Origin of the sequence: Flavobacterium rhamnosi, from assembly GCF_048286515.1 — a bacterium.
Classification (GTDB): Bacteria; Bacteroidota; Bacteroidia; order Flavobacteriales; family Flavobacteriaceae; genus Flavobacterium.
The window spans coordinates 1-16452 of record NZ_JBLVPS010000039.1 but is presented as its reverse complement, the minus strand read 5'-3'; the positions used below and the strand labels follow the sequence as shown (position 1 = coordinate 16452).

14 protein-coding genes are annotated in these 16452 nt (G+C 34.2%); 3 read left to right on the top strand and 11 right to left on the bottom strand.

Going from position 1 to position 16452, the window contains the following annotated elements; translation table 11 throughout:
• Positions 1-120 precede the first annotated feature (120 nt).
• From rodA to purH, 6 genes are all read right to left on the bottom strand, one after another.
• Positions 121-1356 (bottom strand): rod shape-determining protein RodA, encoded by a 1236-nt coding sequence (rodA, locus tag ACNQGN_RS18465; RefSeq protein WP_417989297.1) that lies wholly within the window; start codon positions 1354-1356, stop codon positions 121-123.
• Between the two features lie 17 nt (positions 1357-1373).
• Positions 1374-3305, bottom strand: a complete 1932-nt coding sequence (gene mrdA, locus ACNQGN_RS18460) for a penicillin-binding protein 2 (RefSeq protein ID WP_417989296.1) — start codon at positions 3303-3305, stop codon at positions 1374-1376.
• Entirely contained in the window at positions 3302-3808 is a 507-nt protein-coding gene (mreD, locus tag ACNQGN_RS18455; RefSeq protein WP_417989295.1) for a rod shape-determining protein MreD, read from the bottom strand. Before mreD ends, mrdA begins: the two co-directional genes overlap by 4 nt.
• Positions 3801-4625: a rod shape-determining protein MreC gene (gene mreC / locus ACNQGN_RS18450; protein WP_417989294.1), complete on the bottom strand. Its 825-nt coding sequence runs from the start codon at positions 4623-4625 to the stop codon at positions 3801-3803. Before mreC ends, mreD begins: the two co-directional genes overlap by 8 nt.
• A 101-nt stretch (positions 4626-4726) precedes the next feature.
• A complete protein-coding gene (locus ACNQGN_RS18445; RefSeq protein ID WP_416854352.1) occupies positions 4727-5755 on the bottom strand; it encodes a rod shape-determining protein in 1029 nt (342 codons plus the stop codon).
• A gap of 53 nt (positions 5756-5808) precedes the next feature.
• Positions 5809-7335 (bottom strand): bifunctional phosphoribosylaminoimidazolecarboxamide formyltransferase/IMP cyclohydrolase, encoded by a 1527-nt coding sequence (purH, locus tag ACNQGN_RS18440; RefSeq protein WP_417989293.1) that lies wholly within the window; start codon positions 7333-7335, stop codon positions 5809-5811.
• A 164-nt stretch (positions 7336-7499) separates the two neighbouring features.
• On the opposite strand from purH, the gene ACNQGN_RS18435 reads away from it, so the two are divergent.
• On the top strand, positions 7500-8750 hold the full coding sequence (locus ACNQGN_RS18435) for an ABC transporter permease (RefSeq protein ID WP_417989292.1): 1251 nt from the start codon (positions 7500-7502) through the stop codon (positions 8748-8750).
• Between the two features lie 143 nt (positions 8751-8893).
• Here the strand turns inward: ACNQGN_RS18435 and accD are convergent, their stop codons facing one another.
• The 3 genes from accD to tamL all read right to left on the bottom strand — a co-directional run bounded on the left by accD (position 8894) and on the right by tamL (position 13543).
• Complete coding sequence (accD, locus tag ACNQGN_RS18430; protein ID WP_416854355.1) at positions 8894-9748, bottom strand: acetyl-CoA carboxylase, carboxyltransferase subunit beta; 855 nt, start codon at positions 9746-9748, stop codon at positions 8894-8896.
• Positions 9749-9851: 103 nt separating this feature from the next.
• Positions 9852-10919 carry a class II fructose-bisphosphate aldolase gene (gene fbaA, locus ACNQGN_RS18425; protein ID WP_417989291.1) on the bottom strand — a complete coding sequence of 356 codons (1068 nt, stop codon included), beginning with the start codon at positions 10917-10919 and terminating at the stop codon, positions 9852-9854.
• A 59-nt stretch (positions 10920-10978) separates the two neighbouring features.
• On the bottom strand, positions 10979-13543 hold the full coding sequence (gene tamL / locus ACNQGN_RS18420; protein WP_417989290.1) for a translocation and assembly module lipoprotein TamL: 2565 nt from the start codon (positions 13541-13543) through the stop codon (positions 10979-10981).
• Positions 13544-13580: 37 nt separating this feature from the next.
• On the opposite strand from tamL, the gene ACNQGN_RS18415 reads away from it, so the two are divergent.
• Complete coding sequence (locus ACNQGN_RS18415) at positions 13581-14309, top strand: TrmH family RNA methyltransferase (protein WP_417989289.1); 729 nt, start codon at positions 13581-13583, stop codon at positions 14307-14309.
• 24 nt (positions 14310-14333) lie between these two features.
• Here the strand turns inward: ACNQGN_RS18415 and porT are convergent, their stop codons facing one another.
• Complete coding sequence (porT, locus tag ACNQGN_RS18410; protein ID WP_417989288.1) at positions 14334-15038, bottom strand: type IX secretion/gliding motility protein PorT/SprT; 705 nt, start codon at positions 15036-15038, stop codon at positions 14334-14336.
• Between the two features lies 1 nt (position 15039).
• The gene (gene ubiE, locus ACNQGN_RS18405; protein ID WP_417989287.1) at positions 15040-15771 is read right to left on the bottom strand and encodes a bifunctional demethylmenaquinone methyltransferase/2-methoxy-6-polyprenyl-1,4-benzoquinol methylase UbiE; all 732 of its coding nucleotides are present in this window, start codon (positions 15769-15771) and stop codon (positions 15040-15042) included.
• Between the two features lie 209 nt (positions 15772-15980).
• Between ubiE and ACNQGN_RS18400 the strand changes: the two genes are divergently transcribed.
• Positions 15981-16295, top strand: coding sequence for a hypothetical protein (locus ACNQGN_RS18400; protein WP_417989286.1), 315 nt, complete (start codon positions 15981-15983; stop codon positions 16293-16295).
• Positions 16296-16452 lie beyond the last annotated feature (157 nt).

Here is a 16452-nt window from a genome sequence, read left to right as displayed (position 1 = left end):
TAAACGCCGCAAATAATATTTTGGAGAAAGGGCAATTTCTCATGGAAGCTAAAGTAGCCTGTTGAGGCAAGCTTTTTCCAAGAATCCTCAACGCTTAAGCTGGAGGAGTTGTCAATTCATTTACCACTCGTTAACTTTATTGGCATCCATTTTTATAAATATAAAAAGTAAGATAGTAAAGCCCCAAAGTCCGGATCCTCCATAAGAGAAGAAAGGGAGCGGTACTCCAATTGTTGGAAATATACCTACAACCATTGCGATATTGACAAAGAAGTGAATAAATAAAATTCCCGCAACGCAGTAGCCATATACTCTGCTGAATTTTGTTTTTTGTCTTTCGGCTAGGTATATTATTCTTAAAAACAAGCCTACAAACAGAGCGATAACGACCAGTGAGCCTATGAATCCCCATTCTTCTCCCACTGTAGTAAATATGTAGTCAGTATGCTGTTCCGGTACGAAGCCTCCTTTGGTTTGTGTGCCTTCAAGAAATCCTTTCCCAAACCAGCCTCCGGAACCAATTGCTATTTCGGATTGGTTTGTATTATAACCCACCCCTTTTAAGTCGACAGTTTTTCCTAATAAAATATTGAAACGGTCTCTATGATGCTGTTTAAAAATATTTTCAAAAACATAATTTACGGATAAAACAAATCCTGATATTGAAGCGAAGAGAATACCGCTTAATAGAATGTTTCTATCCGATAGTCTTGATTTGAAGTGTACAATAACAAGTGTTGTTAAAGCAATTAATATTACATATTGGGGCTCTAACATTAAGGTTAGTACAAATAAAAGAATGGTTATGAAACCTGTCCAGACATACCATGAAGGGAGACCTTCACGGTACAAAACGATAATGAAAATACTGTAAATTAAAGCACTTCCGGGATCGGGTTGTGGTAATATAAGGATGACGGGTAAGAAGACAATAGCTAATGCCTGTATTTGACGATTAACCTCCTTTAAATTAATTTGTGGGTCACTTAAATATTTGGCCAGTGCCAATGCGGTAGCTGCTTTTGCAAATTCGGAAGGTTGGATTGTAAAGCTCCCAAAACCATACCAGCAGCGTTGACCAGCGATTGTTTTTCCGAATACAAACAATCCTGCCAATGACAATAAGGAGATGCCAAAAATGATACTCGCATATTTTTCGTAAAATTTCCCATCGACAGAAAGTACAATGAATATTAATGGAATGGTCAATACGATAAATATAAGCTGCTTTTCATACGTATCTTCCAGTGAAGATAGTGATGAAGAGTAAATATTCAACCAACCTAATAGCACTAATAAACTATAGATAATGATACATATCCAATCAAGATTGTTCGTTACGCTTTGGTTTTTCATTTGAAATAAATAGCTTGTTAATTTTGTTTAGAGGAATCTATTTTTATTTTCGGGATAATGATTTTGCTTTTTAGAATAGAATCGTTTTTTCTTAATTCTGATTTTATTTCTTCAGAAAGGCCACCTAATTTGGCATACTGAGATTGTAAACTTGTATTCAGTATACGAGTTTCCAAATCCGTTCTTGTGATTTTTTTTCTAAGGTATTTTTCAATCATTAAACTGGCAATTGGACCTGCAATAGTCGCTCCAAATCCTCCATTTTCAACCAAAATAGCAATTGCTATTTTTGGGTTGTCTTTTGGTGCAAATGCTACAAATATGGAATGGTCTTTCAGCTGAAGTCTTTTGCCGTCTATTTTCGCAAAATTTTCGGCTGTTCCTGTTTTACCACAAATATCGATCCCTTCAACGCGAAGTGAACTTGCTGTACCCATATTGTAAACATCAAACAAACCGCTAATAATTGGTTTGTAATATTTTTTGTCTATTGTGGTTACGTGCTTAGTGGTGAATTTTTTGTCAATTTTGTGACCTTTTATTTTTTTAATGATATGAGGAGTGTAATAATAGCCCTCATTTGCCACTGTCGCCATCATATTAGCAAGCTGTATTGGCGTCATTAAGACTTCACCTTGCCCTATTGAGTTGGATACTATTGTAGTACTGCGCCAGCCTCCGTTTGGATAGATTTTTTTGTAGGTTTTTGAATCTGGAATGTTTCCTCTTTTACCGGTTGGTAAGTCATATCCCATAAATTGTCCTAATCCAAAACTTTTTACGTGCTTGCTCCAAACGTCTACAGCATAAGCAGGTTTTGCGTATTTATTTATAGTCAGCATGTAAGCACTCGCAAAATAGGTATTACAAGAATTGTAAATACCGTTATGCAATTGATGCGGGCCAAAGCCGTGACATTTCATAAAACGACCTCTTGCATAACTAAAACCGTGGTGACACATGAAGGTAGTGTGTTCGTTTACAACACCTTCTTGAAGCGCGACAAGTCCTGTCAGGATTTTAAAGGGAGATCCGGGAGGATATTCGGCTAATAGACCTCTGTCATAAAGCGGCTTAGCAATAGAGTCACGGTATAGTTTTGTGTAGTTCTTTGATCGTTGTCTTCCTACTAATATAGAGGGGTCATAAGATGGTGCTGTAACAAGAGCAAGTATTTCTCCTGTTTTTGGCTCGATTGCAACAATTCCACCTCTTTTATTGATCATTAATTGTTCACCATATTTTTGAATTTCACTGTCAATAGTCAGGTTAATATCTTCACCTTGTACGGCTATAGTATCATATCTTCCTTCCTTAAAGGAGCCAATTTCTCTGTTGTATTTGTCTTTTTGGATGTATTTTACGCCTTTTGTTCCTCGTAATATATCCTCATAGCTCTGCTCAACTCCTTGTTGTCCAATTAAATCTCCACTGTTATAATAAGGGTTTTTAGCTACCAGTTTTTCGTTTACTTGAGTGATGAACCCAAAAATATTGGCGCCACTATCTACTTCGTAATCACGAAGAGAACGTTTTTGGAAATAAAATCCTTCAAATTTTCTAATTTTTTCCTGAAATGCGGCAAACTCACTTTTATTCAACTGAGGTAAAAAAACCGATGGTAATCTTGGGCTATAGATTTTAGCTTTTTCTATTTTTTTAATAAAATCCTCTTTTGTAATGTTTAATAACTGGCAGAATTCTAAAGTGTCAGTGTTCTTTAGTTCTCTGGGGATAACCATGATGTCATAAGAAGCCTGATTGGCTACTAATAATTTGCCATTTCGATCATAAATGTAACCTCTTTCAGGATAATCATATTTTATCTTAATCGCATTATTATCTGATTTTAGTTTGAACGAATCATCTACAATTTGTAAATAGAAAATCCGTATCACTAGCAATGATGCTGCAACAATGATTAAAGAAGGCAGCAATAATTTTCTCATCTTTTGTTTGGCTTAATAAGATATATTATTATTATGCAAATTAGTATTGTAAATACGGAACTCAATAAGGATCTCAGTAAAATATCTAAGAAAAAACTCAATTGGAAAGCTTCTAACACAAACAAGGTAAAGTGATGAATTACAACCGACAGCAGTATAAAAGAGAATCGCTCAGGGGTTAGTACATCATTTAGTTTAACGGTTTGATATTCGTAACTCAAGCCAAATGAAAATTTAAAAATATAGGGTCTGAAATAAGCGAGTACTAAACAGGCTGTAGCATGTATGCCTCCTGAATTAGAGAACATATCCATGATAAGACCGAGAAAGAAACTAGCTACTAATAATCCAGATTTATTGCCGTTTACAGGATATAGTATTATAAAAAGCAAGTAAGGAAATGGACTTATATAGCCCAAGAAATTCATATTATTAAAAATAATAATTTGGACTGCCAATAACAGAACAAAACGAAAAATATTGACTAACAAAGTGCTATTCATCTTTTCCTTTTTTTTCTAAATTAATAAGTTCTTCACGATCTTTACTTTTTATAATATAAACATGGCCTAAATTGGTCATGTCATTGAAAAGTTTTATGTCCAATGTGTAGTAATTGGTTTCCTTTTCAGTATAAATCTTACTTATAGTTCCGATATTAATGTTTTCTGGAAAGATAACAGATTGACCTCCTGTTACGATGGTGTCGCCTTTTCTGATAGCTGCTAGTCTTGGAACGTCTATCAATTGAACAAAACCGGTGCTTTTACCATTCCAGATCAAAGATCCAAAGTGATTTGATTTTTTTATTTTTGCGTTAATTTGAGATTTTTTATTTAAAATACTAATCACAGTTGCATAGTTCGGAGAGACATTGTCTATGATTCCTACAATTCCCAAGCTATTTATCACACCCATGTCTGGTTTTACACCTTGCAGTTCTCCGGTATTTAATGTTAAATAGTTTTCGTATACATTGTATGAATTATGGATCACTTTTGAAACGACGATATCTTCCGCTTTTACACCTTTCAAACTATCTAATTTTTGTATGGCAGTTGTGTCCTTGCGATTAAAGAGTTGGCTTTTTAATGCTGCATTTTCAAGTGCCAGTGCATCATTTTGGGTCTTTAAACTCAAATACTCATTTACAGAATTAATTTTTTCATAAACGCCGCCAGTTAAAAAATTGGCGGAACTTATTATCTTGCTTCTGTGAAAAGAATGAGATTGAATAGTGAGTAGGAGTGAAATTCCCAAAAGCAGCAAAAACAGTAATCTATTACTGTTTTTAAATATAAAATTAAATATTTGCTGCATGTATTATTGGTTATTTTGTTTCAGGTTTTATCTAAAATTTCTGCTTGTAAAACTATAGTAAATAGCGTTTATAAAGCGATGTTTAAATTGTTAATAAGACCTTATTTTATCAAGATACTTTTAAATTTTGTAATATTTTTCAATGCCATACCAGTTCCTCGAACTACCGCTCTTAATGGATCTTCAGCAATGTAAACAGGTAAATCCGTTTTTTGTGAAATTCTTTTATCAAGACCTCTTAACATAGATCCACCCCCTGCAAGATAAATTCCTGTATTGTAAATGTCTGCTGCTAATTCTGGTGGAGTCTGAGATAGCGTTTCCATTACGGCATCTTCAATTCTTTGAATCGATTTGTCCAATGCTTTTGCGATTTCGCGATAGGAAACTTCTACTTGTTTTGGTTTACCGGTAAGTAAATCTCTTCCCTGAACTGACATGTCTTCCGGAGGAGTTTCTAAATCTTCAATGGCTGCTCCAATTTGGATTTTTATTTTCTCAGCAGTACTTTCTCCAACAAAAAGATTGTGTTGGGTACGCATGTAGTATACGATGTCGTTTGTAAATACATCACCGGCAATTTTCACCGATTTGTCACATACAATTCCGCCCAATGCAATTACAGCAATTTCAGTTGTTCCACCCCCGATATCTACAATCATGTTTCCTTTAGGTTGCATAATGTCGATTCCAATACCAATAGCTGCCGCCATAGGCTCGTGTATTAAATAGACTTCCTTTCCATTTACTCTTTCGCAGGATTCTTTAACTGCTCTCATTTCCACTTCGGTAATGCCGGAAGGAATACAGACAACCATTCTTAATGCAGGCGTAAACATTCTTTTCTTTAATGCCGGTATGCTTTTTATAAACATACTGATCATTTTTTCAGATGCATCGAAATCAGCAATTACACCATCTTTCAACGGTCTTATCGTCTTAATGTTTTCATGTGTTTTACCCTGCATCATATTGGCTTCTTTACCAACAGCGATGATTTTACCCGAAACTCTATCTCGGGCAACTATTGATGGACAATCAATTACGACTTTATCATTATGTATGATTAAAGTGTTAGCTGTACCAAGGTCTATCGCAATATCCTCGGTCATGAAATCAAAAAATCCCATAAGTTTTTTAAGGGTTAAAAGTTATAAATTTGTGACGGGCAAAGTTAAACAAATTAATGTTTAAAATGACGAGTTCCTGTAAATACCATTGCAACTTTATTTTCATTACAATAATTAATACTCAATTCGTCTTTTATTGATCCTCCAGGCTGAATTACAGCAGTTATTCCTGCTTCCTTAGCTATTTCTACACAATCAGGGAAAGGGAAAAAAGCATCACTTGCCATCACGGCTCCATGCAAATCGAAATGAAAATTATTCGCTTTTTCTATTGCTTGCAATAACGCATCAACTCTTGATGTCTGTCCAGTTCCTGATGCAATAAGTGTACCATTTTTGGCAAAAACAATCGTATTTGATTTAGTGTTTTTACAGATTTTAGAAGCAAATAATAAATCCTGAACTTCTTGTTCAGTTGGAGCTATTATAGTAACGGTTCTTAAGTCTTCTTTATTGTCGGTAATATTGTTTCTTTCCTGAACTAAAATTCCGTTTAAGCAAGTTCTTACTTGTTTTTGCGGTAAAGCCACTTCGTTTTGAACTAATATAATTCTATTTTTTTTCTCTTGTAAAATTACGGTAGCTTCAGCGTCATATTCAGGAGCAATGACCACTTCGCAAAATAATTTGTTTATCTCTGCAGCAGTTGCAACATCAATTTTTGTATTGGAAATCAAAACGCCTCCAAAGGCAGAAGTTGGATCACAGGCTAGAGCTGCCAGGTAAGCTTCGCTAATCGTATTTCTTGAAGCAAGGCCACAAGCGTTATTGTGTTTTAATATGGCAAAAGTAGGACCGTCATTTTTAAATTCGTTAATCAAATTTACAGCAGCATCTACATCTAATAAATTGTTATAGGATAATTCTTTTCCGTGCACTTTTTTAAACATTGCATCAAAATCACCAAAGAAAAATCCTTTCTGATGTGGGTTTTCGCCATATCTCAATACTTGACCATTAGCAATACTTTGCTTGTAAATTGTTTCGTCAGTATTGAAGTAATTAAAAATAGCAGTGTCGTAGTGTGATGAAACATGAAATGCTTTTGTAGCCAATAATTTCCTGTCAGAAAGACTAGTAGCGCCATTTTGATCGGTAATAATATCTAAAAGTAAACTGTATTCATTAACCGAAGCCACTATCACAGTGTCTTTAAAGTTTTTTGCAGCAGCACGAATCAAAGAAATTCCGCCAATGTCTATTTTTTCAATAATATCTTCTTCACTTGCTCCTGAAGCAACCGTTTTTTCGAATGGGTACAAATCAACAATCACTAAATCAATTTGTGGGATATTAAACTCCTGCATTTGTTGTACATCACTTTCATTGTCCTGACGATTTAGGATTCCTCCAAAAACTTTTGGATGTAAGGTTTTAACTCTGCCCCCTAGAATGGAAGGGTAAGAAGTTACATCTTCAACAGGAACAACAGGGATTCCTAAGTTTTTTATAAAATCTTCGGTTCCTCCGGTAGAGTAAAGAGTTACATTTTGCTCATGTAGTTTTCTTACAATTGGTTCAAGACCGTCTTTTGAAAATACCGAAATTAATGCCGATTGAATTGTTTTTGTCGTGTTCATTGTGTAGTTATAATTATAAAGTGCAAAAATAGTTTTTTTTTGATTATAAAATTCAATGAATTTGTGTAACATTATCTTAAAAAAATATACCAACTGATAGGTGGGATTTTATTAGGTTTCTCAAATTTATATATAGAATTTTACCATAACGCAAAAAAGATTTTATGTTAGTCTATCTTCGATTATTAAAAGAAAGTTTCAGTTTTGCAATGAATGCTTTGCGGAACAATAAATTAAGGACTTTGCTTTCATTGTTAGGTGTAACTATTGGTATATTTTCAATAATAGCGGTGCTTGCAGCAGTAGATTCTTTAGACAGAAAAATTACAAAAGATATAAGTAGCCTTGATAAAAATACGATTTACCTAATGAAATTTTCTTTTGGGCCTTCTGATATTCCGCAATGGAAAAGAGAGCAGTTTCCAAATGTAAAGTATGATGAGTATACTTATATGAAAGGGGTAATGACTAATACCGCAGCAATGGGATATCAAATATTTACCAAAAGGGAATCTATAAAATATGATTCAAAAACGGTAAGCGATGTTAATATTGTCCCGGTTTCTCATGAGTTTATAGACATTCAGGGGCTCGAATTTGATAAAGGAAGGTTTTATAATGAATCCGAAGCCAATTCCGGATCGACAGTTATTGTTTTAGGAAATGAAATAGCAAAATCATTATTTGAAGGATCGGAAGCATTAGGGAAAAACGTTCGTTTATATGGAAAACGTTTTACGGTTATAGGTGTTTTGAAAAAACAAGGTGCCGGATTGTTTGGGGATAGTGATGATACTTCTGCGTTTATTCCGGTAAATTTTGTTCGTCAGCTCTATGGAGACAATAATACTTCACTGACAAACGTAATTATTCTGAAGCCAGAAAGCGGGATTGATATGGAAGCTTATAAAAGTGAAATAGCTCAAAAATTAAGGAGTTATAGAGGACTGAAAGCGGGTGAAATCGACAATTTTTTTATAAATGTATTTTCAGGTTTTACAGATTTTATTGATGGTATATTAGGTCAAATGAACATTGTAGGTTGGATTATCAGTGGATTTTCGCTGCTTGTCGGAGGGTTTGGTATTGCTAATATTATGTTTGTTTCTGTAAAAGAGCGTACCAATTTAATAGGAATTCAGAAATCATTAGGTGCAAAAAATAGATTTATACTGTTTCAGTTTTTATTTGAAGCTATTATACTTTCGGTGATTGGTGGAATAATTGGACTTTTGTTAGTTTGGGTAATATCGGTGGTTTTAACAAAAGTGTTGGATTTTGAATTTGTGTTAGGTATGGGAAATATTCTCTTGGGAACTGGACTTGCTGCCTTGATCGGTTTGCTTTCAGGAATCTTGCCTGCTATTGCTGCCTCAAAACTTGATCCTGTCGAAGCAATTAGAACAGGAATGTAGGGTGTCAAATTTATTTGAACGCTCGAAAAGAATCTAAATTTATATAAAAAACGGTTTCAATCCCGAAAGCCGTTTTTTGTTTGCCTAAATAGTAAAAAAGAATTTAAATGCATAAAAAAATCCCGATTGCTCGGGATTTTCATTTATCTGATATTGTTGTTCTGAATCAAATCGATATACAAGTTAATCTTGTCTTTCAGTTCTTTTCGGGGTGTTATAAAGTCTAAGAAACCATGTTCAAGAAGAAATTCAGCAGTTTGAAAACCTTCCGGTAAATCTTTACCAGTGGTGTCTCTTACTACTCGAGGTCCTGCAAATCCAATCAATGCACCTGGTTCAGAAATGTTAATGTCTCCCAGCATTGCATAGGAAGCAGTTGTTCCGCCAGTTGTCGGATCTGTACACAATGAAATGTAAGGCAGTTTTGCTTCAGCAAGCTGCGCCAGTTTAACGGATGTTTTGGCTAACTGCATCAAAGAATAAGCAGCTTCCATCATTCTTGCTCCGCCAGATTTTGAAATCATTACAAATGGTAATTTGTTTTGAATTGCATGATCGATTCCTCTTGCGATTTTCTCTCCCACTACAGCTCCCATAGAACCACCAATGAAGGCGAAGTCCATACAGCAAATCACTACATCCTTTCCTTTGGATTTTCCAACTCCAGTACGAACTGCGTCCTTAAGTTTGGTTTTTTCCATAACATCCTTTAACCGATCTGCGTATTTTTTTGTATCAACAAAATGCAAAGGATCTTTAGAAGTCATATTTTTATCTAATTCAACAAATTCATTGTTATCAAATAAAATTTGGAAATATTCTGCGCTTCCAATTCTGACATGAAAACCATCTTCGGGACTTACAAATAAGTTACGAGCTAGTTCATCGGCATCAATAATTTTTCCAGTTGGAGATTTGTACCAAAGCCCTTTTGGGATATCCATCTTGTCTTCGGTAGCGGTAGTAATCCCTTTTTCTTTTCTTTTAAACCAAGCCATTTTTCTAGTATTCAGTGTTCAGTAATCCGTTCTGAAAGTTTATGGTTTAGATTTCAAATCCCGATGGTTACATCGGGATTTGAGATCTTTAAACTTAATTTTATTATAGTGTATTCACATTGTTTAAGTCAGCAAATGCCTGCTCAAGTCTTGCGTTGAAAGTAACTTCGCTTTCACGTAGCCATTTTCTTGGATCGTAATATTTTTTGTTTGGAACATCAGCACCGTCTGGGTTTCCAATTTGAGTTTTCAAGTAGTCGATATTTTTAACCATGTAATCACGGATACCTTCTGTAAATGCAAATTGCAAATCAGTATCGATATTCATTTTTATTACACCGTAGCTGATACCTTCTCTGATTTCTTCAAGAGTAGAACCTGAACCACCATGGAAAACGAAATCTACTGGATTAGATCCTGTATTGAATTTATTTTGTACAAAATCTTGAGAATTTTTTAAGATTTTTGGAGTCAATTTTACATTTCCTGGTTTGTAAACTCCATGAACGTTACCGAAAGCAGCAGCAATTGTGAATTTTGGGCTTACTTTAGAAAGTTCTTCGTATGCGTAAGCTACTTCTTCAGGTTGTGTATATAATTTTGAGCTGTCTACATCAGAGTTGTCAACACCATCTTCTTCACCACCTGTGATTCCAAGCTCGATTTCCAATGTCATTCCCATTTTGCTCATTCTTTCTAAATAGCCTTTGCAAATTTCGATGTTTTCTTCGATAGGCTCTTCAGATAAATCAATCATGTGAGAAGAGAATAATGGTTTCCCAGTTGCAGCAAAATGTTTTTCTGAAGCATCTAATAGTCCGTCAATCCAAGGCAATAATTTTTTTGCACAATGGTCAGTATGCAAAATTACAGTTGCACCATACGCTTCCGCCAAAGTGTGAATGTGTAATGCTCCAGCAATTCCACCAGCGATAGCTGCTTTTTCACCTGCATTTGAAAGTCCTTTTCCAGCATTAAATTGTGCTCCGCCATTTGAAAATTGGATGATAACTGGCGCGTTTAATTTTGCTGCAGTTTCAAGAACACCATTGATGGTATTTGATCCCGTAACGTTTACAGCCGGTAATGCAAATCCTTTTTCTTTAGCATAGTTAAAAATTTCCTGTACTTGATCTCCTGTAGCTACGCCCGGTTTTATGTTGTGTGCCATTGTAATTCTTTTTAGTTATTTTTTAGTTTTTAGTTTGCAAAAATAAGAATTAATTAGCATTAGAAAGGATAATTTATTCCAAAATTTAAAACAGAGTGCCCAAAATTGTATTCGCTAAACCATCGTTTGCCGGTTTCATTGGCCGGATTGTAGGTTTTAAACCCTAAATCGAATCGGATTACAAAAAAACTTAAATCGTACCGCAACCCAAATCCAGAGCCTATTGCAATGTCTTTTAAATCGTTTAGATTTTTAAATGATGCCTTTTCATCTTCCACATTATCAAGTACATTCCATATATTTCCAGCATCTACAAAAAGGGCTCCTTTTAGACTGCCCAGAACTTTAAATCTAAATTCGCCGCTTAGGGCAATTTTCATATTTGCTTCGTTAAAATCATTTGAAGCTCCGCTGCTACCGGGGCCTAAACTATAAGGTTGCCATGCTCTGTTGTCGTTCGAGCCACCTGAAAAATAACTTCTAGAAAACGGAACGTTATCTGAATTTCCAAAAGGAATGGCTATTCCAAAGAAAGTTCTGACCGCAAAAACTTTCTCTTTTGTCAGATCCCAGTGTTTGATATAGTCGAATTCCGTTTTGATATATTCCGAATATTCTAAATTGAATATTTCGTAATTGCCATCTGAATTTTTAGGTAAGCTTGCTGTTTTCGAAACTAACGATAATAAAGTTCCGGCAGATTCAATTTTTGTCCTAAAGAGGTAAAAATTATTGTCCAGCAAATCTGCTTTGGTAGTTTTCGAGAAACTATAGCTCGTAGCGAGAATGAAATCATTCTCCGTAAGTCTAATTCGTCGTTCTTCGATGCTTTTTACATTTTTATAATTTTCATCTGATGGTGTTAATGAAGTGTTTCCATTCAAAACATCATTAGTGAATCCCAATGTTCCGTCATCGATTATCAAATCTCTATCAACGGTATTATTAAAATAGAATGGATTTGTGTTGTATGTTTTTCCAAGATCATTCAAAGCATTGTAGGATGACCTGTAAACATTGAAATAATTTTGTGGATTCAGATTGCGCACAAATTGTGCGTTGAAAAGATCAAAACGAGCAGTATTGTTTCTTTTAGGGGTCCAATTATAAGACAATGCTCCTGTAAAATTTTCTTTGTCCAGACCAATATTTCTTTGCTTAGCAAAACCCGCAGTTATAAGAGTGGAGGGAATCATACTCTTAGGAATGATTTTTTCAGTTGGAAAAGGCATGAAAATTCTTGGGAAGCTAAGTTTTAAATCCAGTCCGTATTCTGAAACATTAAAAAAGTTATTATTTGGATTTGCTAAATCTTTTGAAGATCCGATGTTTCCACGAGCAGCAATTTCTAATGTTTCAGCGCCGTTAAATACATTTCTAATAGTTTCAGAAGCGCTTAATCCAATACCAATATCTTGTATGTTTGAATGCGTAACATCCAGGGTAGTCCCGAAACTATACTTTTTTCTCGGGGTCAAATATACTTTTGCAATCAATGACTGTGCTGTTGTATCTCTTTTGTCGACTTCGTATTGTATGGTTGGATAATTGAAAATTTTCAGATTGTTCAGATATCGGGTTGTTAAGACCGTTTTGAAATCTGCAAACAGTGTTCCTTTTGTAATAAAAATGGCATTCGTTATCGCGCGAGGTTTGTATTTTATTTTTTCGCGACCATATAAATTAAAGTTGTTGTAAGAAATACTATCCGTAATTTTTTGATTGCCGCCATTTGGTAAATAATCGGTATAAATGTTTACATCACTGATTTTATATAATTTGAAAGGTTCTGTTCTTGTAGAGTCCTGTTGTTGGTAAGAATAATTATTGATAATTAAATTTACATCTGCTTTATTTACTTTTTTAATGGTATCCAGATCAAAAGTGATGTAGTTCGGCTGAAAATAATAGGCGCCATTGTTTCTGAAGTTGGTGGTGATTCTATTCTTTTCATCCTCAAAATTGGCGGTTTTATACTGATCTCCGGATTTAATTAAGGTTTTAGATTTGTTTATTTCATACAGTGAATCCAAAACCGGAGTCATTATGGTTGTTTTTAAAGTGTCTAAAATAAAAGGGTCAAGTGTGGTTATGTCATATTTTATTTTGGCTGTTTTAGTGCTTAAAGTATCTATGGTGTAGTTTGCTTTAACATTAAAGAAGCCAATATTGAAGTAATAATATTTCAATCGTAATATCGATTTGTCAATTTTTGATTTGTCAATTATAACGGGAGCTTCACCAGTTTTTTTTAGGAAATCATGAATTCCATGATAAAAAAAAGATTTTCCAAGTCGGTCGACTTGTTTTGCAGATAGCCATTTTGATTGTCTTTTGTATTTTTCAGGATTATTGGTAAACTTAGCCTGATAAGTGGAATCAGGATTCAGATTGGCCAAATTATATAAATTTAATCGCAAACGATAGCCTAGAAATAGGGTGCTGTTTGGTTTTTGATACAATTGATTGAAAATGATTTCTTCTTTTGTGGTTTTATTATTTACCAAAACTTCATTTTTAGTAAGCAGGTGTTTGCCTTCCGGAACTCTTTTTACAGCGTTACATGCACAGATTAATGTTGCAATTAGAATAAATGCTGTTATTTTTGTGGAAATCTTTTTCAAGTGTTATAAAATATTTAATTCAAAAGTACATTATTTTATGGTTAGTAAAAACCAAATAAAACTTATAACGAGTTTACAGCAAAAAAAATATAGAGTAGCTAATAAATTATTTTTTGCCGAAGGGGTAAAAGTAGTTCAGGAATTATTGCAGTCCAATTTTGAACTGGAACATTTGTATAGCACTCAAAACGATTTTGAGGAAGTTTTAAGTTCTAAAAGAACCATTATTGATGAGAGTGATTTAAAAAAGATAAGTGCTCTTTCCTCGCCAAATTCCTGTTTGGCAGTTTTTAAAATGCCAGTTGAAAAGAAAATGATAGCATCAGGATTGATTCTCGTTCTTGATAGCATCCGCGATCCTGGAAATTTAGGAACGATTTTGAGATTGTGTGACTGGTTTGGAATTCATCAGTTAGTTTGCTCGAAGGAAACGGTTGATATTTATAATCCAAAAGTGGTCCAGGCTACAATGGGTTCAATTGCTAGGGTAAATGTAAGTTACACGGATTTGAATGCTTTTATTTCTAATACCAAACTACCTGTTTTTGGTACTTTTATGGATGGTGTGAATATTTACAAAACCAGTTTGCCTCAGGAGGGAATAATTATCATGGGAAATGAGGCCAATGGAATTTCAGCAGAAATTGAAAAGCGGGTGCAACACAGGCTTACAATTCCTCGTTTTGGAGAAATTCAAAAGACAGAAAGCTTGAATGTGGCAACTGCGACTGCTATTATTCTTAGTGAATTTAGAAGGAATTCCTAAAAAAAATAAGAGTAGTAATTGATTTTAATGAAAAGTAAAATTAATAAAAACAGCTCTGGATTTTATGGATTCAATGTTGCTGGTCCAAGGACTGTTTGGGTCATTGTCTCTAATTAATTCGTCTTTAAGTCCGAAAACACCTCGTATGGAAGGGGAAAAAATAAAATAGGGTGAAAAGAAATCGATTCCCAATCCCATTTCATAATTTGTAGTCCAGGGTTTTACTCTAAAACGTTGTTCGGCGTTATCGTCTACTGATTTTGAATTGCTCGATAAATTTAAGGTCGTTGACAATCCTCCTACAAGGTAAGGACGAATATTTCCGGTTCTGAGAGACAGAAATTTTATTAATAAGGGAAGATGTATATAGGTGCTGTTCACTTCTCTTAGTGCATCGACTTTTGTTGTAAAACCAGGAAAGTTTAAATCTCTCTGCGTGTAATACAAACCTGGTTCGAATCGTAAACTGACATATTGATGCAGTTTAAAATCACCAACGATTCCCACATTAAAGCCTGTTGTTTTTTTTACCTGGATGTCAGGTCCAACGGTCTTATAGTCAATTTTAAAATCATAAGAATTGAATCCCAGAAAATATCCAAAATAAAGTCTTTTATTCTGAAAATTTTCAAGGTTAATGATTGGATCCTTGCTGAACATATTTTTAGTAAACTGAGCAAATCCATTCAGAGTGAACGTTAGTAAAACTAAAACAACTATTTTTTTCATCTTATTTTTTCGAAGCAGAGTAAATGGTAGCCACGCCAAATGTTTGGGGCATCGCTATAACATCTATAAACCCAATTTTTCTCAAAATATTGTTCAATGCTTCACCATAGGGAAATGCGGCTGAAGATTCGGATAAATAGCCGTAAGCTACATTGTCTTTAGAAAATAGTTTCCCTATAAGAGGGAGTATGTTTTTACTGTAAAAAGTATACCCTTGTTTGTAAGGAGTTTTATCAGGAACTGAGGTTTCTAAAATTACAAACACGCCATTTGGTTTTAAAACTCTTAAAATTTCTGCTAAACCTTTCTCAAGAGTTTCAAAGTTCCTAACGCCAAAAGCAACAGTTATGGCATCAAAATAATTGTCGTCAAAAGGCATGTTTTCGGAGTCGGCTAAAATCATTTCGATGGTGTTAGACAAGTTTTGTGCAGCAATTTTTTTCTTGCCTACTTCAAGCATCCCTGCGGATATATCTAATCCAATAATTTTTTCAGCATTAGTTTGTGCCATTAAAATAGCCAGGTCGCCAGTTCCTGTTGCGATATCCAAAATTATTCTTGGATTGGATTTGGCAACGATTTTCAGTACTTTTTTGCGCCATTTTATATCAATACCAAATGAAATGACACGATTCAGATTGTCATAATTTCCAGATATAGTGTCAAACATTTTAGCAACCTGTTCTTTTTTGCTTAAAGTTGAATTTTTATAGGGTGTTATATTTTTTGACATTTTTTTAATTTGCACAAATATAATACAAACTACACAAACTAAAAATCGGTTTCAGAATTAGGGGTAAACTTTCTTTTAATCATAAAAACGTATCAATTTTGTTCTTCTAAAAGTTATTAGAAAAAATGTTAAATATCACTAAAAGTGGGTATTGCAACGAATGTTTTTATTGTTGAATTTTACAGTATAATATTTTAAAATATTTATCAATGACTAATAGGGATTCAATGACCCAAATCAAATGGTTGTTTTTTGCGTTGACTATATCATTTGTTCTTGTGAGCAGTTTTGAAAGTGCTATTTTGCATAGTAGCATATTTAAAGCGCAAAGCACGTTCTTAGGATTAAATTTGTTTTTGGAAATTTTGATTTTCTTTGTCTTTAGTACCTTCGTGGTATTTGGTATTAAAGGCTTTTTTGAAATGTACTCTCAAAAATCATCAAATACTATTATCTTCATCTCTGGAGCATTATTAGTATTGGTAATTTTTATTTTGAGTTATCAAATACTGTTTCAGGAATAGGTCATTTCCCTTGTCATTGTTAAATAAAAAACATCCCAGTACGGTACGAGTGGTCGGAAGAAATTTCGACCACTTTACGTTTTAAATACTTTGTCAGGATCCCCTCCTGAAAGTATGATCATTATTACCGTAATAAGCTCTCTTAATTCCATAACAA